Here is a 25,781-nt window from a genome sequence, read left to right as displayed (position 1 = left end):
TGCATACATCACCATTTTACCACATATATATCTATAATTAAACATTTTGACACATTTAATTTTAGTTCATATATTCATAGATTTAAATATATTATTTTTAATTATAAAGAGGCATCAAAAAATTGATTTAATCCTCAATTTTTGATGCCTTTCTCAATCTATTTATTTAACATTAATTAATTTTATTCTTGTTCTATTACACCAAAATCTCCATCTTTTCTCTTGTATACAACTGATATTTTAGAAGTTTCAGCATCTTCATATACAAAGAAATCATGGTTTAATAGATTCATCTGCATAATTGCATCTTCTATAAACATTGGTTTCAAACCAATTTTTTTATATTTAACTACTTTTTCTTTAGTGCCTTCTTCGATGGTAGTTTCATCTTGAGGAACTTCTTCAAATCTTATTGATTCCCCATTTTTTCTAGTTTGCAATTTTGTCTTATATTTTCTTATTTGTCTATCAAGTGAATCTATAACCCTATCAACTGAAGATAACATATCATCTGTAGTTTCTTCTGCTCTTAATATAGTTCCTTTCTTAAGCCAAATAGTTACTTCTACTGTTTTAAAATTTCCATATGATGAGAAAGTTGCTCTCGCTTCAACATCTTCGTCGAAGTATCGATCCAGTCTTGATAATTTCTTTTCAACTTCTTCTTTGAAATTATCTCTTAATGTTATATTTTTTCCAACATATTCAATTCTCATATCATACCTCCCAATTATCTGTTAATTATTTATTACCCATTTTACAGTTTTTTAACAAAAAAAATAACACAAATTAAATTTTTTCTAAATTTGTATTATTTTTTTATATTTATTAACTAAAGTTATCAACATTATCCACATTATCCACGGTTAATTTTGATAATGTGGATAGATCATGATTTTTACATTCTATATTTCGGAGGAATATTGTTGATAACTAAACTCTTGAATTTTAATTCACTAAATTAAATATTTGGTTGTTCTCCTTCAAATTTAATATTTATCTCTTTTTCTTGACCATCTCTATAAACAGTTATCTTAGCTTCATCACCAATATTGTGAGTTATAAGTACTTGTTTCAACTCATTCATTGAACTAATCGGTCTATCTTCTATTTTTGTGATTATATCTCCTGGCTTAATTCCAGCTTTATCAGCTGATGAATTCTTTACAACATCTGATACGATAACACCATTATCAATATCTAAATTTGGATTTTGATACATTTGTTTATAGATACTTAAATCTGTTCCTCTAATACCTAGAACTATAGGTGTATAACTTCCTTTTTCAATAATTTGATTAACTATTTCTTTCGCTGTATTTGAAGGTATTGCAAACCCTATACCATCAGTATTTCCTGCCTTAGCTGTATTTATTCCTATTAAATCTCCATTTTTATTTAGTAACGCTCCACCACTATTACCTCTGTTAATCGATGCATCAGTTTGAATCAATCCTGTCATATCCTGACCTGATTCCATTTTTATCGTTCTATTAAGTCCTGAAATATAACCTGATGTCAATGTTGATTGAAGATTAAATCCAGTTGGATTACCAATGGCTATAGCCTTATCTCCTATTTCTACTTTATCACTATCAGCAAATTGAATAGCTGGTAGTCCTGTCTTTTCAACTTTTATTACAGCTAAATCTAACGACTCATCATAGTATACAAGCTTAGCGTCTGCAGTCGCACCATCTGAAAATATTACTTGTAGGTGGCTTCCTTGACCTTGAACAACATGAGCATTTGTGAGTATATATCCATCTTGACTAACTATTACACCAGATCCAATACCTACTTTATCTCTGGTATTTAAAAATGGATTACTTTCTCCTTGTACTGTTGATTGAATACCAACTACTGATTTGATAGATTTTTTTGCAACAGCATTTTCAATATTATTTTCATCTGTAGCATTTATATTGATAGCTTGATTACTATTAAGATTTGAAGATGTATATTCGGTACCATTTATTAATCCATTTGCATATGGCCCAACAAAAGATCCGATAATAGCTCCTACTAAAATCATTGCCATAGATTTCAAAAATCTAAATCTTGGTTTACTTTTTTTAATTTGTTCATCTACATAATCTTTATCTACATAAACTTTTCTTTGTCCTTCGTAACTATCATTACTATAGTTTTCAAAATTATTATTGGATTCAAAATTGTTATTAGTTTCGAAATTATCATTGGATTCAAAATTATTATTAGTTTCGAAATTATCATTTACATAATCTTCATTTCTATCATTAACTCTTGATGTATTAAATATTGGAGTTTGATAATTATGATTTTCATTATTTTGAGTTTCATAATTTTGATTTTTATCTATATTATTTTGATTCATATCATCGTTATTTTTATTAATGTAATTATTATTTTCTATATTATTATTTTCTGTATTATTATTTTCTGTATTATTATTTTTTAATTCACTATTTCCTGATTCTAAATCATTTAACCATTGAGTGAATTCATCATTATTTCTGTCTGTCATAATGTCCTCCTGTCTATCTGATGTTTATATAATACTTTCCATATATATATTAATTATGAAAAATATGTTGAAAATGTGAATTTTAAAAATATTCTTAAAACTTTATCTTCCTTTTATTTATTATTATTGTAAATTACAGCATTTTTTTACTATTTATTCATAAAAAAATACCTTTTGCATAATAAACAAAAGGCATTTTATATTTATTTTTCTAATAAATTTTCTATTTTATCTCTTACTTCTTCAATACTTTCATCATATATTATAAACATAGAAAGATTGTATCCTGGCATTGCATGTGATGGAAGATAATCGTAATAGCCGTCAAGTTCTTCATTTTCAATATCAAAACCTAAATTAAATACATATGAACTTGCTATATTAAATAGCTTGTTTGTAGGAATATTTGTACTTATCGATTCTGAAACCGCTCTTGTAATTTCTTTTATATTTAATAAACTTGAAGGTCTAGCCATTTTGCTAAATATCGCTTTTAATACTTTTTCTTGATTTCTACCTCTATCTAGATCCCCGTCTTCTAAACCATATCTTTCTCTTACAAAATCTAGAGCTCCAGCTCCATCTAAATAAACTTTTCCTTTTTCATAGAATTTTCCAGAAACATTTGAAGTAAATTCTTGAGTATTCTCAACTTCAATTCCACCTAATATATCTACAATTTTTACAAATGAGGTAAAATTAACTTTTGCATAATAAGGTAATTCAATTGAAAGAGCATTTGCAATTGTATCCATAGAAGACTTCACACCATAATTCCCAGCATGAGTTAGTTTATCAAGTTGATTATTTCCTTCTCCTGCTATTGGTAAATAACTATCTCTAGGAACTGAGGTTAATATCGCTTCACCACTTTTTAGATTCATACTTGCAACTATATTTACATCGGATCTTGATATAGTTGAAATATCTCCATCTACATCTAGACCAGACATATATACATTGAAAGAATCTTTCTTTTTAAATTCACTAGGCACCGTAACATTATCTCGATTTGCATTTTCCATTTCTACTTCTACAATTCCATATAGATAGACAAATGCCAATTCTACAACCCCTAAAAATATCATAATCAATATTGACAAAGTTTTTAGTAAAGTTTTTCGTTTAGCATTTATAATCAATAAAACAAGAATATAAAAAACTATAACTATTGCTGTTAATATTATTCTATGTCTAAATATAAGCAAAGACTTAATATATAAAAATCCTAGGAAAATTACACTAAATATAAAACTTATTAAAAATATAATTTTTAATTTATTATATCTTTTTTGTCTACCATATGAATTGAATGATTCATTATTTGAATTTGGATACCTTGAATTATTATATCTATCGCCTGTATCTAAAACTCTTCTTTCTCTATTATCTTTCATATCATCTCCAAGAAAGACCTATTTTAATAAATTTGTAATATCGTCTTTCATCATTTTATTATATGAGATTGATGCAAAAAAGTAAATTAAAGCAATAGAAACTATGGAAGCTAAAGCCCATGCTTTCAATGGAATTACATATATTTTAACGTATTCTGAATATATTAAGTCACCCACATCTCCTAGTGTTAGAGTATATAGAAGATAGGTAATAGCTACAGATAAAATAAATGAAAGTATTACCGAAATCACTACTGAAAGCATATTCTCATACATGACTATTCTCTTTAATCTCTTATTTTCTATTCCTACAGTCTTAATTAAAGCTAGTTCATGTCTTCTTGTATACATATTTGTATAACTTACATTCATAATATTAGTTGCAGCAATTGACATTATTAAAATGATAAAACCATATATGAATAATTTTAATATCTTAAATATGGGTGCTATTTTAAGTTCAATCCCTGTTGTAGGATATTTTTTTAGTATAGAATTTAATTCATAACCTATCTTATAGTCATAATCAGTTCTTTCAATTAGCAATCTAGATTTTGACTCTAATTCCTTAATTTCAGGATTTTCAAGTAATTTTTTATAATTATCTTCATTCATAAATAAGACATTTGAATATCCATATACTCCAAAACTTTCAAGCTCCGTAAACTCTTTTTTAATTACATCTAATTTAATTTCATTATCTTCTTTAACTTTTGAAAAAAAATCACTTTCATATCCATCAACTTTACCATAAAGTGGCAATAAACTTATTTCATATTTTTCACCTATTTTATGATTGTCATTATCTGAAGTGAAATATATATTGTATTTTGACCCAAACATTTCTTCAAACTCTAAATTTTTCATTATAGCAACTTGAATTTCCGGAAGAATATATCCACTTTCAATTATATCTTTTGTTAAATCACTTTTTTGAACTAAATTCAACATATTTATTTTTTGAGTTGATAATATATTTATTCCATCTAAACCATTTAAATCTGATTTTAATTTATTGAAATATTTGTCAAGAGTTACCACACTACCATAAACATCTTCTTTCTTTTTAGACAAATCATAATAGTCATTCTCAACATATATTGAAATATTTGAAACAACTGTAAACATCGTGATACTCATTGTAATACTAAGTATAGTCATTACAAATCGTTTTCTATTTCTATCTATATTTCTAGATGCTATAAAACCATCATATCCTAAAATTTTTCTTAGTAATCTTCGTTTTTTAGGTTTATAATTATTTGTAATATAATTATTTGCTTTAAATGCCTCAATTGGAGTTTTCTTAAACACGAATATCGCAGACATTATATTCGAAGCAAATATGATTAAAAATCCAAATATAGCAGAAATCAGAGGAATTACATACCCCACAGATATCGTCAATGTATATGGACTTATTACAGAAAATTCAATCAAAGCCTTATTTACATAATTAAAGACTAATTTCATAGAAATCATTCCAAATAAATATCCTAAAGGTACTGATATTATAAAGTAAATAAAGGAATCTAATAATATCATTTTCAATAATTGCTTATTTGTAAGTCCCGCTACTTTTAGTAATCCTAAATCTTTTAAGCGTTCAACATAAGTTGTAGTAAATATATTGTATACAAATATTACTATTGATATAAGAATTACTAATCCTAAAACTCCACTAAATGAAAGCAAAAATAGTCCAATATCAGATTTAAAAATATTTTTAAAGTTTATTAAGTTTGTATTAATCCAAAATTCATTTTCTTTTTCTACTTCTTGGAGTATTTTTGTAATTTTATATTCATCCGATTTTATATTGTCATATTTAGAAAAAACACCATAAAGATTATAATTATCTGAAATATTATTGTTTACCGTATAAAAATCACCACTAAATATTAAATTATTTGTGTTTTTTACATACTCTTCTCTCTTTTCCCACGAAACACTATTTTTACTAGGTATGAACTCTTCATTTCTTGTATTATCTTCACTATCTCCATAATGATATCCGACTATAGTGTAAGTCCTAGTTTCATCAAATTTATTTACTAAAGATTCAAGATCATCTTGTGAAACATAAAAACTTCTTATATTTTCTTCAAATTCTTTAATAATAGAATTATTTTTCTCGCCCTCTATATAATCGTTGTCTCTTATTTCGTAGATATATCTAATTTTTTGACTGTAATCTGATTCAGTTAATAATTTTTCCCCATTTAATTCTCTTAAATAATTAATAGAAAAAGGATTAGAGAAACTATATTCTCCTTCAAGTGCTTTAGTAATTCCTACTGAAATCTTATTTCCTAATTTGTTAAATCCATCATCCATATATTTCATATCATATGGAATAAGAATTTCTGTATTATCCTTAGGCATCCTTCCTTCTATTAGAAATTTTTTTGAAGTAAATTCATCATAAAAAGCGTCACTCGCTTCTAAGATATTCAATCCCATAAAATAATTTAGATCTAACTTTTCATCTCTATGCTCAATTCTTGCAATACTTTCTTTTTTTAATTTATAAGAAGCTTTAACATTTTTAATATTATTTATTTTCGCATCAATTTTAGAGTCAGAATTAGTTATCCTAAAATCATATGCTCCTTCTCCACTTATATAATCTTCCTTTAAATTATCTATAAATGATAAAACAATTGAACACAAGCTTGAAACGGTTACTATTGATATAGCGATTCCTATAATAGTCAGTATCGTCCTTACTTTATTTTGTTTTAAATATCTAAATGTAATTTTAGAAATTATATTCATATTAATCACTCACTATCTTTCCATCTTCAATTTTTATAATCCTATCTGCAGCACTTGCAATATTCAAATCATGAGTAATCATTACAACTGTAATACCATATTTTTTTGCAAATAATTTTAATAAATCTATTATAATTTCTGAATTTTTCTTATCTAAATTTCCAGTTGGTTCATCAGCAAGTATAATTTCAGGTTTGTATGCTAAAGCTCTACCTATTGAAACTCTCTGTTGCTCTCCACCGGACAATTGATTTGGAAAATGATTTAATCTTTCTTTTAATCCTAAAACTTTCACAAGTTCTTCAACCATTTTACTATCGACTTCAGCACCATCTAAAGATGCTGCTAGCTCAATATTTTCTTTAGCAGTTAGAATAGGGAGTAAATTAAAAAATTGAAATATAAATCCAATACTTCTTCTCCTAAAAATAGATCTTTCTTCATCAGACATTTTATAAATATCTTTTCCATTTATTAGAACTTTACCACTAGTAGGAATATCTAGTCCTCCCAACATATGTAATAAAGTAGATTTTCCACCACCACTAGCTCCAACTATAGCGACAAATTCTCCTTCTTCTATTTCAAGATTAACATTATTCACAGCATAGACTGGATTAGTGCCTTCATATATTTTATTTAGATTTTCCGTTCTTATTATATTCATTTTCTTCCCCCTAAATACATAGTACTAGACTAGAATTACAATTCGATTACATCTATTTTACAATTTTGTAATATTACTAAGGTAAAAATAAAATATTGAATTGAACACCATCTTCATTATTTTGTACAGAAATGGTTCCACCCTGACTATCTATTATATTTTTACTTAGATTTAGTCCAATTCCTATAGATTGGGAATTTGTGTTTTTATTTGATTTATAAAATCTTGTAAATATTTTTGTTAATTCATCAGGATCGATTAGATTTCCTTTATTTATAATTTCTATCTTTGTCATTGCCACATTTACAGAATATTTAATTTCAATATCTGTATTTTCAAAAGCATGTTCAGTAGCATTTTTTACTATATTTAAAAGAGCTTCACTAGTCCATTTATAATCTAAATTAACCTCACCATCTAAATCCCCAGTATTTATAATTCTCAAGTTCTTATTCGTTAAATTAGCCTTTAATATATCTTCAAAATCTTGGGATAACTTAGAGATAGGGAAATTTTCTTTGTTTAATTGTATTGATTTAGATTCAAATTTAGCTATTTTTAATAATGATGAAATTAGCCAATTAAGTCTTTCAATTTGACTTTGACTTAATTCTAAAAACTCTCTATTATCTTCCTCTAAATTTTCAGAGTCAATCATTATTTCATTGTACATATTTAAGGCTGCAAGCGGAGTTTTTATCTGATGAGAAATATCTTGTAATGCTTTTTGCATTTTTTCTTGTTCTTTCTCAAGATTTTCATAATTTCTTCTAACAGATAATCCAAGCTTATTAAATCTATTATTTAAATTAGAAATAATATTTTCATCATTTTCTTTTAATCTAATATTAAATTTCCTATTAGTAATAGAATCAATAAAAACGTCAACAGATTTAATATATTTCTTCTGTTGCTGTCTCAAATATAGATAATTTATTAATTGTAAAAAAATTACAAAAGAAATTATTATAAATGTAAATCCAATAGAAATTTTGTTATTATCTTCGTTAGAAACATTTATTTCTTTTGCAATGTTTTTTAATCTTGTATTATCCGCTGTTATTATTTCTTTCGCTAAATTTTCATCATCATTTAGTTTTAATCTTAAATCAAATAATACTTCTTCTTTTATTTCATTTTGTTTTTGATTTATTTTATTGTCAATTATTCCATTTATAAAAAAAGTGAATAATAATATAAATAATAAATTAAAAAGAAATACTTTAAAGTATTTCTTTACTTGTATTAAAACCATTATTTAACCTCCGATACCCACATATATCCAAAACCTCTTTTTGTTGCGATATATTTTGGTGGGGTTGAATGATCACCCAATTTATCTCTTAATCTATTTACATATACGGCGATTGTAGAATATGATTGAAAATCAGCATCTGAATCCCATAAAAACTCTAACAATTTATCACGACTCAAAGCTACATTATAGTTGTCCATAAAATAGTTAAGAAGTTTGTATTCAGTTTGTGTAAGATCTATAAGTTTCCCTTTTTTATATACTTTTACTGCTGGAATATCTACAACTAAATCTCCAGATTCTCTAGTATTTGAAAACTCTTCTTCATTTCTTTTCAATATCAATTTTATTCTTGCATTTAAAACCTTTAGATGGAAAGGTTTAGTAATATAATCCTCTGCACCCAAATCAAATCCTTTTAATATATCTTTCTCTTCATCTAAAGCAGTCAAAAATACAACCGGAGTACGGCGACTATTTAAATCCGGAACCAATTCATATGAATTACCATCTGGCAAAGTTACGTCTAGTATTGCAATGTCAAAATCATTATCAGTCAATACTTCTCTAGTTTCTTTAATTGTTTCAGTATGAATCACATGATATCCTTCTTTGTTTAAATAATAAACTAGACCTACACTCAATGATTTATCATCTTCTACTAACAAAATTTTATGCATAACCCCTCCGTAACTTATATAAATCTTTAATAATAATATATCATATTTTTGACATACAAATCTTAAATAAAAAACCAAAAATAAACATTTAACTGTTCATTTTTGGTTTTAATATACTAATATATAAATTATATAAATATGAAATATCCATAAATAAGTAGTTTTATATTACTTATAATTATATTTCACTTCTTTATTTTTTATTAATGGTTCAAATAATTTAATAAATATCTTTATTGAAATATTAAATACAATTATACTTACTATTGTTCCTTCTCTTATTTGCAATATAGTTGATAATAGCCAATATGACAATAGACATATAATTACTGACACTATATCTAATGCTAATCTAATATTTGAAAATTCAAATCCGGTTACTTTTGCTACTGCAGATGAAAATATTTCCGGAGGCATAGCTATAATATCTATAATCACTAAAAATGAAATTGCAAAAGCTGCCACCATATTTCCAAAAGCAAATAATAGCATTCTTATCCAATAATCTGTCAAATTAAATTGAAGTACTTGATATAAAAAGAAATTTATTACATAACCAAAACTAAATACTATTGGAACTTGTATCCAGTATGATAGCTTGAATCTTTTTCTTAAAATAATTAATTGTAAAAAAATCATAACTATATTCGAAACAATAGAAGCCGTACCAAATTTCAACCCGGTCAATTCGGAAATAGTTGCTGTTAAAGCATCCCAAGGTCCAAGACCTACCTCTGGCTTTACCATAAGTGCTACTCCAAATGCTAGAACTATGAGTGCTAAAATTGATATTACAATATTCTTTATATTTTGATTATTATTTAGATCCATATTCTGTTTTTCCATTAATTACCTCACTATGCTGCAATTAATATTATACTATAGAATTAATAAAAAACTAACTCCATCAATAAATCTCCTATATTTCTCTTCCCCAAATAACTTTTTATATGATATCCATATGGAGAAATTTTTATCTCAATATTTCCATCTATGTCTGTCCTTAAGATATTTATATTCTTAGAATTTAATCTCGATAAAACTTCTTGACTTGGATGTCCATATCTATTTTTACCTACAGAAATTACAGCATTTTTAATTTTATTATTAGACAAAAATAATTCTCTCGTAGAATACTTTGAGCCATGATGCGCAACTTTTAAGAAATCTATATTCTCTTTTATCATTAATTCATCTTCACTCTCTTCTATGTCTCCAGTCAATAAAAAATTAGAATTAAAGACTTTCAATAATAAAACTACAGAAGAATCATTAGAACTCAAACCGTCCTTTCCATCTAATATTACTTGGATAGAGTAATTCCTTCCCTTAAATATTTCTCCTCTATGCACTTCCTGAGTTTTGTATTTTTTTGAATTTCCATATATCTCATCAACTTTAATATTTTCTAAAATTTTATCTAAATTACCTATATGATCTAAATCATCATGAGATAAAAATATTTTGTTTATTTTTTTGATACCATTTTTACGCAAATAATTGACATATTTTACACCGCTTGATTCTGTATTCAATGGATTTCCACCTGTATCATAAAGTATAGTTTCATCTGCTCTAATCATAAGTGAATCTCCCTGACCAACATCTATAAAATTAATTGTTACCACTTGGAAAAATAAAGATTTTACTAAAATTAAAATAAACAAAAAGAAAACAATAGTATATTTTTTTGCATTTTGCAACAAATATCTATAATTAAATAAGCAAATTAAAAATATAAAATATAGAAAAATTGAAATAAATGTAAATGAGTAAAACTTAATTTCAAATATATTTGATATTGAACTTATCCCATCTACAATATATTTAATTAATTCAAATACTGCATCAATTATATATCCAAGAGGTAAAAAAGGAATTGCTAAATAAACAAATCCTGATATTAAAACATACGACATGATGGGGATAATAATTAGATTTGCGACCAAGGATAATAAATTATAAGTATTAAAATAGTAAAGAACAAATGGAAGTGTACCAAATTGCACAGAAAATAAAGTTAATAACCATTTTGGAATATTTGGAAATATATTTTCCATCTTTTCATTAATATAATAAATAGAAAAAATTGCACCAAATGATAAATAAAATCCAACAGAATAAATAAAAAAAGGATTGGTTAAAAGCACTATTAGAATACCAAAAAGTATTGTATTTATATTATCCTTAGGCTTATAAAGATATATATTCAAATAATTAAATATATACATTGAAATCACCCTAACTATTGACACGGGAAAAGATATTATATATCCATAAAAAGCTAAAAATATCATTATAAATATTCCATAGTATTTTTTGTTTGCACCGATATTTTTGCCAATAAAATCTAAGAACATCACCAGTATATTCACATGAAGCCCAGATATAGCCAATATATGTGAAAGACCAAGATCTCTAAAATCTTCAAATAATTCATCTTCTTCATCTATTCCAATAATCATAGATTTCATAAATTTCGAAGCAGTAATTCCCAAATTATTAGAGAAAAATGAATCAATGTATTCTCTTATTTTAAATTTTATAGAGCTTTCATGAGATATAAACTCTACTTTATCAGCCATAAATTCATAAAATATTTTTTTAGTTTTTAGATATTTTTTATAATTAAAAGTATTGAAGTTATCCAATGAATCAAAATTCTTAAAATTTCCATAAATATTTATTCTATCCATAATTTCATAATTTCCTTTATCGGATAGAATACTTTTCATATTATATTTTTTACTATCTATATTTTTAATTTCTAAAGTATATGTATTTCCATATTCATAAGTTTTTTTATCTATAATTATCGCCTCTAATTCAACCTTTTTGCCCATTTCAATATTTGGATATGAAAGACTTGTAAATATATATCCAATTAGAAAAAATAACAAAGATACAATGGCAATATTTCTATCTTTAATATAAAATAGTATTAATATAGTTATAAATATTAGTATGAAATAAATATCGATTATTAAAAATTCATAAGATAAAATTCCAGATAATAAAGATAAAATTAAATAAATTATCGGTCTTTTCATACACACCTCGGAGGCAAAATGAATCCATATATTAGTGATATAAATTCAAATATTATTAAACGAAAATATGTAAATAATAAAACCCATATAGTTCTTAAAGATGATATACTTTTAGATTATGAAAAATATAATATAGAACCGGAAACTATATTTATAAATAATGAAATTCCTGAAGAGATTTATAATTCAAGTTTAGGAAAAGCTTATGTAATAAATAAAAAACCACAAACTGATTTGATTTCATTATATATAAACTTCGATATAAGACTTTCAATCTTGAAATCAATCACTTCAAGACTACTTATTAAATCAGTTTTAAATAAATATTTTGTACTTGAACCATTAAATTTCAAAACAAATAAAGACCAATCTTCATTTGAAATCAATGCAATCTATTTCGAAAACGAAGTAAAAGAAATTGTAAAATATCTGGAAGATAATATAAATACTTATATTAAATATGGCCTAGATATATATTCAAATAAAGAAAATAATAAAACTTGGATAGACGGTCTATATGAAACAGAATATATTCCATATACTGTAGGTAATTTAAGTGAATTAAAGAAATTCACAATTCTAGATTACTCTTTCAATAATCAAGGTGTAAAATTTACATATTCTATAATTTAATTATATAAAAGGGGGCTGCATAAAAAACGCCAATAAAATTACATTTTATTAACAAGTTTTCCTGGATCCTCCTTTTATTATTTTATTTCAAATATTTCCTTAAATTCATCTACATATCTATCCAACTTATCCATAATAGCCTTTTGTTTTCTAAAAAACTGTCGATTCGATATAAATAGCTCCTCAGACACCTTATGAACATTCATATTTTTAAGATATTTTAAATTTAATAAGAGTTTCTCATCTTCTTCTAACTGCAAAAAAAGCAAGTTTCTAAGTTCTACCTCTCTACTTGCTCTTCTAAACTCACTTTCTTCAATTTTAATATATGCTTCGCTTTCTTCTCGCATAATTATTTCATTTGAATTATGCTTTTTAATTATTTCAATATTTTTATTATAATTAGATAAAATTTTCTTTATTAATTTTATATTTTCTCTCATTGATATATACCAGGGCATTACCCCCTATATATGTATATATAATAAGATAAAGAAAACGATTGCATAATATACAATGATGATTTTAGCACATAAAAAGCATAAAACAGCCTAATTTCTTTGATTTTATTACTTTTATTTAACAACCGGATGATTTTAATAGATTTATTAGATATATTGTCAGTTTTTGTTTTTTAGTTTTTGGATGTTGTATGATGTAAAATTTGAAGATTTTTTTATTTGTTCAACAATTTCTGTTGGGGAAGGATAATTTCTTCTGCAACATTTTTTAAATTGATCGCTTTTCTTGACTTTCTAAAGCTTAAAAATGTTAAAGCTGAGAATTATGTATTTGAAAATCTTTCATTTGAAATTGATAAATGTGAAAAAATTGCACTCGTTGGGGTAAATGGTGCCGGTAAGACAACTATAGTTAAGCTTATGACTGGACTATTTGTGAACCTTTTGAATCAATTGAATTTAGAAATGTTTCTTTCACGTATCCAAATTCTACAAAGCTTATGCTTGATGATATTAGCTTTAAGATTGAAAAAAGCGAAAGAATCTCAATTGTCGGCCTAAATAATGCTGGAAAATCTACAATTGTAAAACTTATTTCAAGATTTTGCAATCCTGATAGTGGTACAATTTTATGGAATGGAGTCGATATAAATGAATATGAAATTTCTTCATATTTCGACCAAATTTCACCAGTATTCCAAGATTTTACGCTTATGCCATATACCATTAGAGAATTGTTTGAAACTCAGGCAAGTAATTATGATTGGTTTCATTTTGGACTATAATAAATATAATATATTTTAATTTTCATGGTTTACTGGAGCAAATTAGTATAATGTAAATTATTGATTGAAGCTAGAATGTCTTTTTTAAAAATGTACTTATATATTGAATCGTTTATGAAGATAAAATCTCTTTTTAAAATTGAATTTTATCTTTTTTACTATACAATCTTAATTATTTAAAATATCTCCAACACAATAATCGGTTGGTCTTTTTGATTCAAATTATAACAAGCAATTTTTTTACTCAAACTATTCAAACACCACTTTCCCATTTCTAAATTCTTTGATTGTAGCTTGGCTGTATAGGTCAATGCCTAGTTTTCTGAATGCTTCGCCTCCGCCTTGGAATTTCTTTTCTATTGCAATTCCAATGCCGACAACTTCGGCACCGGCTTGGTCGCATAGTTCTTTGATTCCTGAAAGAGCTTGACCTTTTGCAAGGAAGTCGTCAATTATAAGGACTTTATCATCAGAAGTAAGATATTTTTTGGAAACTCTGATTGTGTAAGTTTTATTTTTTGTAAATGAATGAACTTCTGCTTCCCACATATCATCGACCAAGGTCTTTGATTCGATTTTCTTTGCAAATACCATCGGTGCTCCAAATTCTAGCGCTGTTGTAAGGGCCATTGCGATTCCTGAAACTTCCAGAGTTAAAACTTTAGTGACTTTTTTATCCTTAAAATGTTCATAAAAATCCTTCCCCATTTCCATCATTAGATTTGGATCAACTTGATGGTTTAGGAAATTATCTACTTTTAATATATCTCCAGAAAGAATTATTCCTTCTTGTAAAATTTTGTCTTCTAGTAATTTCATTTTTCGCCCTCTCTTATAAATGTTCTATTAATTCAATATATCTGTTCTTACTTTATTATTAAATTCGCACTATTTGCAAAAGTTAAACTAATTCTCATCATTTGCAAAATTTAAACTAATTCGCACCATCTGAAAAACTTAAGCAATTTACACAAATTCTCAAACTCAAAAAAACCATTATTTCTTTCTCTTATCAACTAACACCAAATTTAAGATTAGTGCAGCAAGTGTACCTGTTGAAATACCTGATGAAAGTATCATTTTTAATGCTTCAGGTAATGCATCTAAAATTTCTGGTTTTACTGTTACACCAATTCCAAGTGCAAATGCTACTGAAATGATTAAAAGTTCTCTATCTCCAAGTTTGATGCTTGCAAGTGTTTTGATACCTTGAGCTGCTACAAGTCCAAACATTATAACTCCAACTCCACCTAAAACTGGTTGTGGCATGATTGAAATTAGAGCAGATAATTTTGGAAATACTCCAAGTAATGTAAGTATGATTCCTGCAAGAACCATCACATATCTTGAAGCAACTTTTGTAAAAGTGACAAGACCAACGTTTTGTGAGAATGAAGTATTTGGACCTGATCCAAATATACCTGAAATCATTGATCCGACACCATCAGCTAACACCCCAGAAGCTACTCTTTCACTTGATAACTTTGTATGTGAAGCTTCTCCAATTGCCATCATAATTCCTGTTGTTCCAATTGTTGAAACCACGAATGCTGGAACAAATGACAATGTAGAAGCTAAATCAAATTTGAAACCATAAGCTAAAATATTTGGAATTGCAATCCATTTTACTTCCTTAACTGGAGTTAAATCTACCATCTTTAAAGCAATACAGACAATGTATCCAAATACCATTCCAATAAATACAGCTCCGCTTGACCAAATTCCTTTGCCATAGTGATTTAAAAATAATGTAAATACCATAATTGCAAATGATACACCTAAATTAAGCAAAGAACCATAGTCGCTAGCGCCTGCTCCACCAGCCGCCCAGTCAATACTTACTGGAAGTAATGTGATACCGATTAATGAAACAACTGTACCTGTTATGAGTGGTGGAAAGAATTTCATCAATGGTTTGATAAATCTTGATAAAATTATTTCTACAAAAGAACCTGTAATTGTTGCAGCAACAATTCCTGCTATTCCAAATTTTGCCCCAACGCTAATTGAAGGATTTACAAATGTAAAGTCAGTACCCATCATTGCTGAAACTCTTGAACCTATTGGACCTAAACCATTTGACTGAAGAATGGTTGTAATTCCGGAAGCAAAAATGGTTGCTGAAACCATAATTGAAGTTGTTGCAACATCAAAATTTAGAGCATTACATACAACAAGTGGAACTGCTACAATCCCTGCAAATGCTGCTAAAATATGTTGAAGTGCAAGTATTAAACTCATTCCAAATCTTGGCTTTGAATCAATGCCATAAATCAATTCGTCTTGTTTATTTTCCATATTCCCTCCTATTTTTAAATACAAAAAAAGACCTCTACTCATAAAAGAGCTAGAAATCTTTTAAGAAGGATTATTAAAAAGTTTTCTAGCACATAGTAAATAATTTACGGTTATTTGTAGAAACGCTTCACCATATTTGAAGCATATATGAGCATGATATTTTTTTGTTTAATATTAGATAAATATAGCATAAATCACTAAAATATTCAAATGATTCTCGAAACACATATTAATAGATTTAGAGATTATTCAAAATCATTTAAACTATACAAATCTCTAAATAGCATATTTCCATTATCAATTCCATATTCAGTGAATTTCACTGAATTTTCGGATATTTCTAAAATTCCATTTTTGCTGTGTTTTTCAACTATATCTTTGTATTTTTTCATAAAGTCAATATTAAATTTTGAATTAATATCGGAAATTTCAAAACCTTTAAGCATTCTAAGATTTAGCATTAAATATTCTTTTTCTCTCATTTCCGTATTTAATTCTTCTCTTTCAACAATTGGAAATTCCCCATTATCTATCGATTCAAAATATTCATCAAAACTTCTAGTATTTGTAGTACGTACAAGATTTATATTTGCAGAAGCTCCCATACCCACACCAAGATAATTTTTAAGATTCCAATACTTTTGATTGTGAACCGATTCAAATCCTGGTTTTGAAAATGATGAAATTTCATATTGATTAAAACCTTTTTCTTTCAAAGTATTCGTAACTAAATGATACATATCTCTTTCTTCTTTTGGGTCGTAAAGATTTATCTTTCCTTCATTGAACCACATTTCAAAATGTGTATGCTCTTTTAGTATTAATGAATAATAGGAAATATGATTTATATCTAGACTTGAAGCTATTTCTAAATCCTTCTTTAATATTTCAATATCTTGTTTCGGATTTGCCATCATCATATCAATAGAAATATTTTGGCATCCCTTTTTTTTCATAATATCTAATTTTTCAATTACGGTCTTTCTATTGTGTATTCTTCCCATAATTTTCAATACTTCATCATCAAAGCTCTGAACACCCATTGAAAATCTATTAATTCCAGATTTTAAATAAGATTGTATCTTCTTTTCTGTAACCGATTCGGGATTCATTTCTATTGTAATTTCACATTTATCATCAATAGTAAATATTTTTTTTACTTTGTCTAATATGCTAGTCATCAACTCATCTTCTAGATATGAAGGCGTGCCACCACCTATATAAATGGTATCTAGAATATAGTCATTATCCCTATACATTTCTATTTCTTTATTTAAATATTTTACATATTTTTCTATCATTTCATCATGACCTATAAATGTTAGAAAATCACAATAGTGGCACTTTTTCTGACAAAAAGGTATGTGTATATATAATCCTAATTTTTCTTTCATATTTTACCTAAATAAAATGGTAGATTAAATCTACCATTTTACTTTCCATTATTTTGTATTTAATGAAGTTTCTTCTAAACTTTCACCAATAGCATTTAGTCTTTCTTCCCATTCTTCTCTAGTAAGTCCATGTTCTTTAACATATCTATTTTTTTCGTGCTTTCTACATTCTTCACAGCATCCTCTTAGATATTTATCTTCATTTTCTTCACTTACAAGAATTTGTTTGTTGCATTCTGGATTAGCACAATTTTTATATCTGTCGCATGGAGTGCCATCAAAATAGTCCTTACCTACAACTGTTGGATTTACGTGATTTATAGGTACAGAAATTCTGTCATCAAATACATACATACTTCCTTCCCATAATTCACCTTTAACTTCAGGATCTTTACCATAAGTGTCAATTCCACCATGTAATTGTGAAACATCATCTGAAATACCTTCTCTAATCATCCAACCTGAGAATTTTTCACAACGTACACCACCTGTACAATACATAGCTACTTTCTTATCTTTGAATTTTTCTTCATTTTCTTTTATCCACTCAGGTAAATCTCTGAAATTATCTATATCTGGTCTAATTGCACCTTTAAAATGACCTAAGTCATATTCATATACATTTCTAGTATCTAAAATCACTGTATCTTCATCTAAAATCGCTTCCTTAAATTCTTTAGGATTTAGATATTTACCTGTGGTTTCATTTGGTGAAAAATCATTTTCTAATTTTAGTGAAACTATTTCGTCTCTTACTTTTACAGACATTCTTGGATGATGAAAGTCATTAGTTTCATCTTCTTTGAACCAAACATCTTCAAAACCTTCAATTGAATGTAAAAACTCTTTATATTTTTCAGTTTGTTCAACAGTTCCTGAAACTGTTCCATTTATTCCTTCATGTCCTACTATGATTCTTCCCTTTAATCCCATTTTATTACAAAAGTTTAAATGATCTTCTTTAAACTGTTCGGGATTTTCAATATTTTGATATTTGTAATATAACAAAACTCTATAAGTATTTGACATTTTTTCCCCCTATCGAAAGTGTCTTGAATTATTATATCACGAAATCATATATTTTTTTTGAAATCTATAATTTAGACTTAATTTTTCATTGAAATTTGAATCTTTTTTATTTAGATTTATCTCTTCTTTTAGAGTTTTAGATATTTCTTTATTAAAATCAAGTTTTTCTATTTCTTTAGTAAATTCCTTATTTGTTTCCTCAATTTCCAATTCCTCTCTGGTGGTTTCATTAGAATTTTTAGGATTTTCATCAGATTCTATACTTTCATCTTTTTCTATCTTTTCTGGAGCTTCATCAGTTTCTGTTACTTCTGGAACTTTGTCGGTTTCTGTTGCTTCTGAATCTTCATCAGTTTCTATCTTTTCTGGAGCTTCATCAGTTTTGTTTTCTTCTAAATCTTCTATTTCTACCTCTCCATCATATGCCCTATAGATATATACAGTTTTTGTCGTAACTTTACCTGATAAATCCCTTGCACTAAATACTATTTTATTTTGACCATATTCCAAATCGAGTTCTACTTCTTTTGTTACTTCTACACCTGTATCTGTTTCAAAAGAAATTGCGGTCTTATTTACTTTTTCAATTAATGAATCTCCCTTATATAAACTTAATTCTATGGAATCATCTTTAGATTTCAATCTTACTTTAGCCTTATCAGACTCTAACGCTCTTGGTTCAACCATATATTCTACAGTTGGAAGAACTCTATCATAAAGTACACGTCTTACTATACTAGCTTCTATTCCGTTATCAGTGACAATATCAAATTTAATATTTATATTAAATCTATCCACTAAATCTAATTCAGCAGTAAATAAGTCTGCTCTTCCTGCGTAGGTTGACCCGTAATGAAGATCTGGGTCAATTGTAAAATCTCCATAACCTAGAGTCACTCCTTCAGATATTTTATTGCCATGATTATCAACTAAATATATATTCATAGATTTCACAGTATCTAGCGAATTCATATATCCGACAAAACCATTCAATCTAATTTTATTATTATTAGTATTGAAATCATCAAGTATTGATAATAATGATGGAGTACTTACAAATATCGCTGGATATGGATTTTCGTCATCATGTACATGATCTGCATCTCCATGGCCAGGATGCATTTTTTCAGGATAATCATCATTAGAAAGATTTCCTTGATTTGAATTTGTACCATCTGAATAATTAATAATTATTTTAGAATCTTCTGTAAAATTATAATTAATATTTATTGAATAAGGAGAAGATGAGTAACCTTGCTTACCACCAATGATATCGAAATATTGTCCTCTAGCAAGTTTTGTTTCACCGTTCTTTGTCTTTACTACAATCGAAGAAACATTTCTTTCAGTATCTCTTTTTGCATTCTCTCCAAATATTAATTCAATTAATTTTTGCCCAGCTTTAACCTCGATACCATTTTTTAAATCGTCTAAATTTTGTTCCTTATTAGATATAGATATTTTTTCAAATCTTCTTAAATCAACACCTGAAAAATCGATTTTTATATCTTCATTATTCCCATCATATGGCATCTTTCCATCTTTTGAATTTGTAATTACTTCAAAGCTAGAATTAATATCTTTTATTATAAATTCAATATATTTTTCAGCTTCATTATATTTAAAACTATATTTTTCAACCGAACTATCTTGAATTACACTATCTTTAATTATATTTTCGATATTTTTACCTTTTCTAATTGCTAGATTGGATAAATGAGAATTATCTCCATCATATTGAATTTTTATTTTCACTTCTTTTTTATCAGTAAAATATGGAAATTCACTTGAATCTTTTATTTGATAATCATCTATAAATACTTTCATATTGTTTTTATCAATAGAATTATTATATGATGAGAAATTAATAGCATAGAAATCATTTGTAAATCCAGTAGCTATTCTAAATGTTTCCGAATTACTCAAATGATCTTTTGCTGCTATTTCTAAATGTGTTTTATCAGCTAAAACCAGAACTTCTACTTCTATTTTCCCCTCATGTCCATTTATAAATACAGGTATATTTAGTGCATATTGATTAAAGTCATAGTCATCTGGATTAATTTTTAATTTTCCATTTTCAACTGTAGCAAATTTACCTGACTTTGGCTTTTCTTTTAAGAATTTAAGAGAAACAAATCGACCATATTCTGGCTTACCTTCACCAGTAGAAATAACCGCTTTATTTAATGATTTCTCCCCATCAGTTTCTGTCAATTTATTTAATTTATCAAAAGATTGATTTTCAATTAAATTTGTTTCAACATTCCCTTGAGATGTAGTGTTAATTGGTTGTCTCTTTCTAGGTGGACTATTGTCAAAAGGAGGTTTTACCCCAGGAGGTGTATTGTCAAATCCAGGTCCTTGTGAATCATTGTTTTGTTTTATAAATCCTACAGTTTGAATATATAAATCCTCAAGACCGGAACCCCTATCTTCAAGTGTAAGTTTTAATTTAATCATTCTATCTTCAAGTTTTGTGATATCTATATTGTCCTTATCAACAGTAGGCTTCTTATTATCAATAACTACTGGATATTGATAAATCTGTTCATTATTACCATATCCACCATTGTTTAGTTTTACTTTCATCTGATAAATATATACTTTTTCAGGTTCAGCTGGTTTTCCATTAATCATTCCATCCCAAAATGATTCAGGCATAACTCTAAATGTATTTTGTGTACTTAATCTACTTAGCTTTCTTACATTTAAGGATTTACCAAATACTCTAAGTGTTTTTTTAGTATTTCCATCAAGTATAGAATATTCTATCTCTTCCATATTTCTCAATGGAGAAATACTTACTCCAATTTCAGGGAAATATTCACTATCAGGTGAGAAAAATACTTTATTATCTATGAGTGGCAAGCTTAGTGCATGCTTTGTAATAAATCTTGATGAATATGCATTTATATCAGGATTTATTATAAATTGTGCATTTCTAGATTCCTTATTGTATTCTGGAATTGCAAAAGCATCAATTGCTCTTTGATTACCCCAATCTCCATAAAAGCCTAAAAATGGTACACTTAAATCTGAACCTGATTTTTCATTCGCTTTTAAAACTATAAAACCTTCTATAAAATTATCTTTACTTAAGTTTGAATTTGAAAAATCAAATTCCATTTCTACTGTTTTAGTTTCTTTTGGAGCTATTTCTATTGTTTTATGAGAGTTTAGGCTTCCATTTATAGAAACAGGAACTTCCTTTCTAAATCCATCTACAATTAATTCCTTGAAAGCTACAAAATCTGGATTAAACATTAATTTTTCATTTGTAATATTTGTAATTTTAAGACTAGCTTTAAATTTTAGACTATCTATTTGTCTAAGTTCTAATTTTCCATCATAAATGTCGTCATTTGTTCCTATAGCTTCCACATATGCCTTAGCTTTTAATGCATTTTCTAAATTCAATACTCCAGCTCCTTGTCTTCTCACAAAATATGGAACTTTTCCATTTTCTGAATTAGGATCTGATAGTTGATTTGCTGTATTCATAAGCATAGTTTTGATTAAATCAGATTTATTGGTTTCTCCAATTTTCTTTTCATCAAGATACTGTTTCAATATCAATGAAGCTCCTGCAACTTGAGGTGATGCCATTGATGTACCAGACATATTTCTATAATCATCATTTTCAATAGTTGAATAAATATTTCCACCTACACCTGTAATTTCAGGTTTAATTCTTAAATCTGGAGTTGGTCCCCATGTTGAAAAGTCGGACATTCTTCCTGCTAATGGATTATCAACCTCTTTTTGTTTTACATTAATAGTTACATTGGTATCATAAATTTTAAGTCTTTCTAGCATTGGTAATGTTGCCAGACTTCTATATGTGCTATTTTTAATAATTCCATATACTAAATTTCCTGCTTCACCATCTAATACAAGTCTTCCATGTATTCTATCGTCAGGTCTTCCAAGTAATATCGCTTTAGGTTTTTTAAGTGCAATATTGTTTAATGTTGTTTCAAATATTTCTTTTCTTTCAGTTGATTCTGGCCATTGCACCAATACTATCTTATCTTTTACATCAGGTAATTTATCACCTTCGCTCACTTTATCAAATTCTTTAGCTTCTTTTAAATCAATTACTTTTCCTACAACATTTTCTTTAACTTTTTGCGGAATATATAGATTAACATCTTCACTTTTTTCATCAGGAGCTTTCCAAGAAATTGCATAAACATGTTTTTTTAGATTTTCCATTGAAGCAACGGCAAGTGAATCTTTATTAATTGCTGGGTTTGCAACTAATCCTGTATCATAATTTTCTGCTCTTGATTCTTCACCAAAAATTGAACCATGTGTTAAGCTGGCGTCATTTCCGACAGCTACAGAAATAACTATTCCTGCTTTTCTCGCTTTACTAAATATTTGAATTTCAGGATGAGCTTTATCTTCATCAATATTAAATCCAGCCGCTGAACCAAGACTCATATTTACTACATCTGCTTTTAATTTAATAGCATCATCAAGCGCTTTTAACCATACATCTGTAAATGTAGTTGAAAATTGTAAATCATCTGAAAACACCTTCATAGCTAATATTTGAGTATTAGGAGCAACACCATAAGTTTTAGTGTCTTTTGAATTTGATCCTACAATACCCGCAACATGCATTCCATGCATATTTCCATAACTATCTTTCAAATTAGTACTGAAGTCGTAGTAATTATATCCATAAGGAACTTTTTCAGTAAAATATTTTCCTTTAAGATTATTTTCATTTATAGCATCTTGCATTTGATTTTTTGTATATTTAACTCTTGAATTATCATCTAATGCTAAAGCTTTATGACTTACATCAATCCCACTATCAATAACAGCAACAACAGTACCTTCTCCTTTATATTTGAAGTTTTTCCAAGCCTGATTAGCCCCAATTATTTCTTGCTGACTTTTTAATAATGGTCTTTCAAATTCTTGTGAATAATAAACATTTCTTACATTTGAGCTATTTTCAATAGTCTTTATATCTTTTTGTTTAACAGTAATTCCAACCCCATTTATCGCTGTATCATAATTCACTGTCCCACTTTTGCTCAAATCAATCTTTTTATTTTCAAGATTTTTAATTAATTTATCTTGTTCTTTTTTTAATTTTTTTGACTTTTTCTCTTTAAAATTTTCTGAAAGTTCTTGATAAGTCTTTCCTTGAGAAATAGCTTCTTCTACCAAAGACTTAGAATTAAGCTCAACTATAATTCTTACATCTTTTTCTTCATTATCTACATTATCTTCACTATCTACATCTTTTTTATTATTTACGCTAACTTTATTTTCTACTTTTTTTTCTGAGGCATCAGAATTAGCCATGGAAACGCCACTAAATTGTCCTAGTATTAATATAAAAGCTAGTAAAAATGAAATTATTTTCTTCTTAAAACCCATTTTTTCTCCTATTTAATCACTATATCTACATAAAAATTAATATTTTCAAAGTTTTTTTCCGCTATTGAAATTTCATCTTCAACTTCAACTTTTAACTGATACTTGCCTGGTTTATTAGATTTTACATCTTCTAATTGATCTCCAGACCAGTTTATTTTATGTAGTTTTCCGTCATTTTCTCCAGTAGCTTTAAATCCTATATAAGCTTCATCTGGAAGCTTATTTTTATTTTTTGAATTAAATACTAAACCCTCATTAACACGATAATTTTTAGTAAAAATTGTAAGCAATTTACTTAATTTTTCTTTTTCTAATTCTTCTTGTTCTATTACTCCTTCTTCAGGATTATCTGGTTTAGGATTTTTTGGTTTTTCTGGAGTTTGTGTCCCTGGCCTATCCGGTTTAGAAATTTCCGGTTTTTTTGTATCTGGATTTTCTGGCTTAGAAACTTCTGGTTTTTTAGTATCTGGATTTACTGGTTTAGAAATTTCTGGTTTTTTATTTCCCGATTTATCTGGTTTTTGAGTATTTTGTTCTTGACTTCCTTTACCTGGATTATTCGTTCCTGTTTTGTCTTTTTGATTTCCACCATTTTGATTGTCATTTATATTACCATCATGCTCAATTGGAAACTCTCCAGGTTTAATAGGTCTAACCTCTGTTCTTCTATCTACATTATCTCTAGTAAAATTATTATTAAATTTATTATTTGATTTTTTATCTTTCATATTATTTAAATCTTTTTTTTTATCTTTTCTTTCTTTTTCATTTTTAGAAATCTTATTCTTATTTTCTTTTTGTTTTTCTTCTTTAGTCTCTTCAATAGTTATATTCTTATCTTTATTTGACATCCACTTATTTTTTAAACATTTGAATACAAATAAAACTAATAAAAGGATAACTATAATAGCTATTATTTTCTTCTTTTTCATTCATCCTCCAATTTATATAATGATAATCATTCTCATATACTTTACATTTTTTTCCCGTTTTTGTCAATATTTTTTTTTAAAATTGACTATATAAAATCTCTTAAAAGTAATAAAAAATACTTTGATTATATAAATGCTTTACATGAGAAATTAAAATATTTTTAAATACAAAAAAACCGGTCTTTTGACCGGTTTTTCAGACTATCTTTTTTCATTTATAAAACTCTATTTTACAAATTCTTTGTAAATATATGCTTTTTGGCCATTGTATTGGATTTCTAACCAATTTGGATTACTTACAGATACTTTACCTTTTATTATAGAACCGTTATTCAATCTTCCTAATATTTTTCCATTTGGTGTTTGTCTAACGTTTAATGTACCTGTGACTATTCCGCTTGCTGATACTGAATCTACTATTAAACTTCTATATACATATCCATCTCTATTTTGGTATCTTATTCTTACCCAGTTTGGATTTGTTATATTTAATGTTCCTTCTACATATTCAGC

Annotated in this window: 20 protein-coding genes and 1 riboswitch; of the genes, 3 read left to right on the top strand and 17 right to left on the bottom strand. The window is 26.9% G+C overall.

Going from position 1 to position 25,781, the window contains the following annotated elements; all coding sequences use genetic code 11:
* Nucleotides 1-182 precede the first annotated feature (182 nt).
* The 9 genes from hpf to G534_RS0102695 all read right to left on the bottom strand — a co-directional run bounded on the left by hpf (nt 183) and on the right by G534_RS0102695 (nt 12,333).
* Nucleotides 183-716 (bottom strand): ribosome hibernation-promoting factor, HPF/YfiA family, encoded by a 534-nt coding sequence (gene hpf / locus G534_RS0102735; RefSeq protein WP_027347758.1) that lies wholly within the window; start codon nt 714-716, stop codon nt 183-185.
* Between the two features lie 245 nt (nt 717-961).
* A complete protein-coding gene (locus tag G534_RS0102730; RefSeq protein WP_051177395.1) occupies nt 962-2,506 on the bottom strand; it encodes a S1C family serine protease in 1,545 nt (514 codons plus the stop codon).
* Nucleotides 2,507-2,709: 203 nt separating this feature from the next.
* Nucleotides 2,710-3,903, bottom strand: coding sequence for an LCP family protein (locus G534_RS08365; RefSeq protein ID WP_051177394.1), 1,194 nt, complete (start codon nt 3,901-3,903; stop codon nt 2,710-2,712).
* 18 nt (nt 3,904-3,921) lie between these two features.
* A complete protein-coding gene (locus tag G534_RS0102720; protein ID WP_027347756.1) occupies nt 3,922-6,681 on the bottom strand; it encodes an ABC transporter permease in 2,760 nt (919 codons plus the stop codon).
* A gap of 1 nt (nt 6,682) precedes the next feature.
* Nucleotides 6,683-7,348 (bottom strand): ABC transporter ATP-binding protein, encoded by a 666-nt coding sequence (locus G534_RS0102715; protein ID WP_027347755.1) that lies wholly within the window; start codon nt 7,346-7,348, stop codon nt 6,683-6,685.
* A gap of 76 nt (nt 7,349-7,424) precedes the next feature.
* Nucleotides 7,425-8,603 carry a sensor histidine kinase gene (locus G534_RS0102710; protein ID WP_027347754.1) on the bottom strand — a complete coding sequence of 393 codons (1,179 nt, stop codon included), beginning with the start codon at nt 8,601-8,603 and terminating at the stop codon, nt 7,425-7,427.
* Entirely contained in the window at nt 8,603-9,283 is a 681-nt protein-coding gene (locus tag G534_RS0102705) for a response regulator transcription factor (RefSeq protein ID WP_027347753.1), read from the bottom strand. Before G534_RS0102705 ends, G534_RS0102710 begins: the two co-directional genes overlap by 1 nt.
* A 168-nt stretch (nt 9,284-9,451) precedes the next feature.
* A complete protein-coding gene (locus G534_RS0102700; RefSeq protein ID WP_027347752.1) occupies nt 9,452-10,129 on the bottom strand; it encodes a YczE/YyaS/YitT family protein in 678 nt (225 codons plus the stop codon).
* A gap of 41 nt (nt 10,130-10,170) precedes the next feature.
* The gene (locus G534_RS0102695) at nt 10,171-12,333 is read right to left on the bottom strand and encodes a DNA internalization-related competence protein ComEC/Rec2 (RefSeq protein WP_027347751.1); all 2,163 of its coding nucleotides are present in this window, start codon (nt 12,331-12,333) and stop codon (nt 10,171-10,173) included.
* Between the two features lie 18 nt (nt 12,334-12,351).
* Between G534_RS0102695 and G534_RS0102690 the strand changes: the two genes are divergently transcribed.
* On the top strand, nt 12,352-12,966 hold the full coding sequence (locus G534_RS0102690) for a hypothetical protein (RefSeq protein ID WP_027347750.1): 615 nt from the start codon (nt 12,352-12,354) through the stop codon (nt 12,964-12,966).
* 77 nt (nt 12,967-13,043) lie between these two features.
* On the opposite strand, the gene G534_RS0102685 is transcribed toward G534_RS0102690, so the two are convergent.
* Nucleotides 13,044-13,409: a hypothetical protein gene (locus tag G534_RS0102685; RefSeq protein WP_027347749.1), complete on the bottom strand. Its 366-nt coding sequence runs from the start codon at nt 13,407-13,409 to the stop codon at nt 13,044-13,046.
* 237 nt (nt 13,410-13,646) lie between these two features.
* Between G534_RS0102685 and G534_RS08910 the strand changes: the two genes are divergently transcribed.
* Together G534_RS08910 and G534_RS08500 are read left to right on the top strand one after the other, a co-directional pair.
* On the top strand, nt 13,647-13,988 hold the full coding sequence (locus G534_RS08910) for an ATP-binding cassette domain-containing protein (RefSeq protein WP_084510018.1): 342 nt from the start codon (nt 13,647-13,649) through the stop codon (nt 13,986-13,988).
* Nucleotides 13,928-14,212 carry an ATP-binding cassette domain-containing protein gene (locus G534_RS08500; RefSeq protein WP_084510016.1) on the top strand — a complete coding sequence of 95 codons (285 nt, stop codon included), beginning with the start codon at nt 13,928-13,930 and terminating at the stop codon, nt 14,210-14,212. The genes G534_RS08910 and G534_RS08500 overlap by 61 nt, the downstream gene beginning before the upstream one ends.
* A 249-nt stretch (nt 14,213-14,461) precedes the next feature.
* Here G534_RS08500 and G534_RS0102675 read toward each other — a convergent pair whose 3' ends face one another.
* From G534_RS0102675 to G534_RS08745, 7 genes are all read right to left on the bottom strand, one after another.
* Nucleotides 14,462-15,031 (bottom strand): xanthine phosphoribosyltransferase, encoded by a 570-nt coding sequence (locus G534_RS0102675; RefSeq protein WP_027347747.1) that lies wholly within the window; start codon nt 15,029-15,031, stop codon nt 14,462-14,464.
* A gap of 177 nt (nt 15,032-15,208) precedes the next feature.
* Entirely contained in the window at nt 15,209-16,510 is a 1,302-nt protein-coding gene (locus G534_RS0102670) for a nucleobase:cation symporter-2 family protein (protein WP_027347746.1), read from the bottom strand.
* Nucleotides 16,511-16,583: 73 nt separating this feature from the next.
* A riboswitch (purine riboswitch) is annotated at nt 16,584-16,681 on the bottom strand.
* Between the two features lie 74 nt (nt 16,682-16,755).
* A complete protein-coding gene (gene hemW / locus G534_RS0102665) occupies nt 16,756-17,904 on the bottom strand; it encodes a radical SAM family heme chaperone HemW (protein ID WP_027347745.1) in 1,149 nt (382 codons plus the stop codon).
* 48 nt (nt 17,905-17,952) lie between these two features.
* Nucleotides 17,953-18,933, bottom strand: coding sequence for an oxygen-dependent tRNA uridine(34) hydroxylase TrhO (trhO, locus tag G534_RS0102660; protein WP_027347744.1), 981 nt, complete (start codon nt 18,931-18,933; stop codon nt 17,953-17,955).
* Nucleotides 18,934-18,969: 36 nt separating this feature from the next.
* Complete coding sequence (locus G534_RS08360) at nt 18,970-24,336, bottom strand: S8 family serine peptidase (RefSeq protein ID WP_051177393.1); 5,367 nt, start codon at nt 24,334-24,336, stop codon at nt 18,970-18,972.
* 8 nt (nt 24,337-24,344) lie between these two features.
* The gene (locus G534_RS0102650) at nt 24,345-25,268 is read right to left on the bottom strand and encodes a hypothetical protein (RefSeq protein ID WP_027347743.1); all 924 of its coding nucleotides are present in this window, start codon (nt 25,266-25,268) and stop codon (nt 24,345-24,347) included.
* A 225-nt stretch (nt 25,269-25,493) separates the two neighbouring features.
* On the bottom strand, nt 25,494-25,781 hold a 288-nt coding region (locus G534_RS08745), incomplete at its 5' end, for an SH3 domain-containing protein (RefSeq protein ID WP_034595900.1).

The organism is Helcococcus sueciensis DSM 17243 (assembly GCF_000423145.1).
Taxonomy (GTDB): Bacteria; Bacillota; Clostridia; order Tissierellales; family Peptoniphilaceae; genus Helcococcus; species Helcococcus sueciensis.
This window is presented reverse-complemented; position numbering and strand designations above follow the sequence as displayed.

What these genes read in the sequence shown, in the direction of transcription:
- hpf (WP_027347758.1), bottom strand. Translation starts at nt 716, where the DNA reads ATGAGAATTGAATATGTTGGAAAAAATATAACATTAAGAGATAATTTC.
- G534_RS0102730 (WP_051177395.1), bottom strand. Translation starts at nt 2,506, where the DNA reads ATGACAGACAGAAATAATGATGAATTCACTCAATGGTTAAATGATTTA.
- G534_RS08365 (WP_051177394.1), bottom strand. Translation starts at nt 3,903, where the DNA reads ATGAAAGATAATAGAGAAAGAAGAGTTTTAGATACAGGCGATAGATAT.
- G534_RS0102720 (WP_027347756.1), bottom strand. Translation starts at nt 6,681, where the DNA reads ATGAATATAATTTCTAAAATTACATTTAGATATTTAAAACAAAATAAA.
- G534_RS0102715 (WP_027347755.1), bottom strand. Translation starts at nt 7,348, where the DNA reads ATGAATATAATAAGAACGGAAAATCTAAATAAAATATATGAAGGCACT.
- G534_RS0102710 (WP_027347754.1), bottom strand. Translation starts at nt 8,603, where the DNA reads ATGGTTTTAATACAAGTAAAGAAATACTTTAAAGTATTTCTTTTTAAT.
- G534_RS0102705 (WP_027347753.1), bottom strand. Translation starts at nt 9,283, where the DNA reads ATGCATAAAATTTTGTTAGTAGAAGATGATAAATCATTGAGTGTAGGT.
- G534_RS0102700 (WP_027347752.1), bottom strand. Translation starts at nt 10,129, where the DNA reads ATGGAAAAACAGAATATGGATCTAAATAATAATCAAAATATAAAGAAT.
- G534_RS0102695 (WP_027347751.1), bottom strand. Translation starts at nt 12,333, where the DNA reads ATGAAAAGACCGATAATTTATTTAATTTTATCTTTATTATCTGGAATT.
- G534_RS0102690 (WP_027347750.1), top strand. Translation starts at nt 12,352, where the DNA reads ATGAATCCATATATTAGTGATATAAATTCAAATATTATTAAACGAAAA.
- G534_RS0102685 (WP_027347749.1), bottom strand. Translation starts at nt 13,409, where the DNA reads ATGAGAGAAAATATAAAATTAATAAAGAAAATTTTATCTAATTATAAT.
- G534_RS08500 (WP_084510016.1), top strand. Translation starts at nt 13,928, where the DNA reads ATGCTTGATGATATTAGCTTTAAGATTGAAAAAAGCGAAAGAATCTCA.
- G534_RS0102675 (WP_027347747.1), bottom strand. Translation starts at nt 15,031, where the DNA reads ATGAAATTACTAGAAGACAAAATTTTACAAGAAGGAATAATTCTTTCT.
- G534_RS0102670 (WP_027347746.1), bottom strand. Translation starts at nt 16,510, where the DNA reads ATGGAAAATAAACAAGACGAATTGATTTATGGCATTGATTCAAAGCCA.
- hemW (WP_027347745.1), bottom strand. Translation starts at nt 17,904, where the DNA reads ATGAAAGAAAAATTAGGATTATATATACACATACCTTTTTGTCAGAAA.
- trhO (WP_027347744.1), bottom strand. Translation starts at nt 18,933, where the DNA reads ATGTCAAATACTTATAGAGTTTTGTTATATTACAAATATCAAAATATT.
- G534_RS08360 (WP_051177393.1), bottom strand. Translation starts at nt 24,336, where the DNA reads ATGGGTTTTAAGAAGAAAATAATTTCATTTTTACTAGCTTTTATATTA.
- G534_RS0102650 (WP_027347743.1), bottom strand. Translation starts at nt 25,268, where the DNA reads ATGAAAAAGAAGAAAATAATAGCTATTATAGTTATCCTTTTATTAGTT.